Source organism: Roseococcus sp. SDR (assembly GCF_019083995.1).
Classification (GTDB): Bacteria; Pseudomonadota; Alphaproteobacteria; order Acetobacterales; family Acetobacteraceae; genus Roseococcus.
Genome location: NZ_JAHRCU010000062.1, coordinates 1 through 247 on the forward strand (window position 1 = coordinate 1; position 247 = coordinate 247).

At 62.8% G+C, this 247-nt stretch carries 1 pseudogene; it reads left to right on the forward strand.

Features of this window, described 5'->3' with window-relative positions:
• Positions 1–108: pseudogene (locus tag KTR66_RS24665) on the forward strand (IS5/IS1182 family transposase); the annotation flags it as partial.
• Between the last annotated feature and the right edge of the window lie 139 nt (positions 109–247).

Sequence of the window (247 nt, forward strand, 5' to 3'; positions counted from 1 at the left end):
ATCGGACGGCTGAAGGACTGGCGCCGCATCCACACCCGATACGACAAGCTCGCCGCCAACTTCGCATCAGCCGTCGCCATCGCCGCCATCCTCCTCGGATGGACATGAATGAGTCTGGAGCCTAGGCTCCAAACCCAATCAGTTCTAGGCGCGACGCGGCGGGGTGTGATTCAAGCTGCTGGGTAGCGGAGCTTGGGTCATGGCGGGTGAGTTCTGGCTTTCGGACCGGCAATGGGCGGCGATTGCG